This window comes from Anaerolineae bacterium (assembly GCA_025062375.1).
Taxonomy (GTDB): Bacteria; Chloroflexota; Anaerolineae; order SpSt-600; family SpSt-600; genus SpSt-600.
In genome coordinates this window covers 1-590 of sequence record JANXAG010000086.1, presented here as the reverse complement: position 1 = coordinate 590, position 590 = coordinate 1, and the positions used below count along the sequence as shown (strand labels likewise).

Here is a 590-nt window from a genome sequence, read left to right as displayed (position 1 = left end):
TGCCTCCCGTAGGAGTCGGGCCCGTGTCTCAGTGCCCGTGTGGCCGGTCACCCTCTCAGGCCGGCTACCCGTCATCGGCTTGGTGGGCCATTACCCCACCAACTACCTGATGGGCCGCGGGCCCCTCCCGGCGCGACCTGGTTCGTCTCCTCCCCAGGCCTTTCCTCGACGGGCCGTCCCCGCCGAGCGTATGCGGTATTAGCCCTCCTTTCGGAGGGTTATCCCCCACGCCGGGGCAGGTCACCCACGTGTTACTCACCCGTTTGCCGCTCGGAGGGCTCAGCTTGCGCCTACCCCCTCCCCGCTCGACTTGCATGTGTTAGGCACGCCGCCAGCGTTCACCCTGAGCCAGGATCAAACTCTCCGTCGGCTCTTATATCCCCAGGAGGTTGACCTCCCGGGGTGTAAGGTCCGACCGCAAGACTTCTGCCAGACGCCCCCGGACTTCCTGCCACAATTCAGTTGTTAAGGTGCGGAAGACAACATAAACCGCTATAGGGATCAGCCCCTATAACGGTGGAGCGGGCCTGCTTCGATGTTCATCGGCCGTGCGCCCCGCCACCGATCGCTTGTCCAGGATCTAAACGCAC

General features: G+C 64.1%; 1 rRNA gene. It reads right to left on the bottom strand.

What is annotated here, in order from left to right:
• Window positions 1-370: ribosomal RNA gene (locus NZ653_10160) — 16S ribosomal RNA — on the bottom strand; the annotation flags it as partial.
• Window positions 371-590 lie beyond the last annotated feature (220 nt).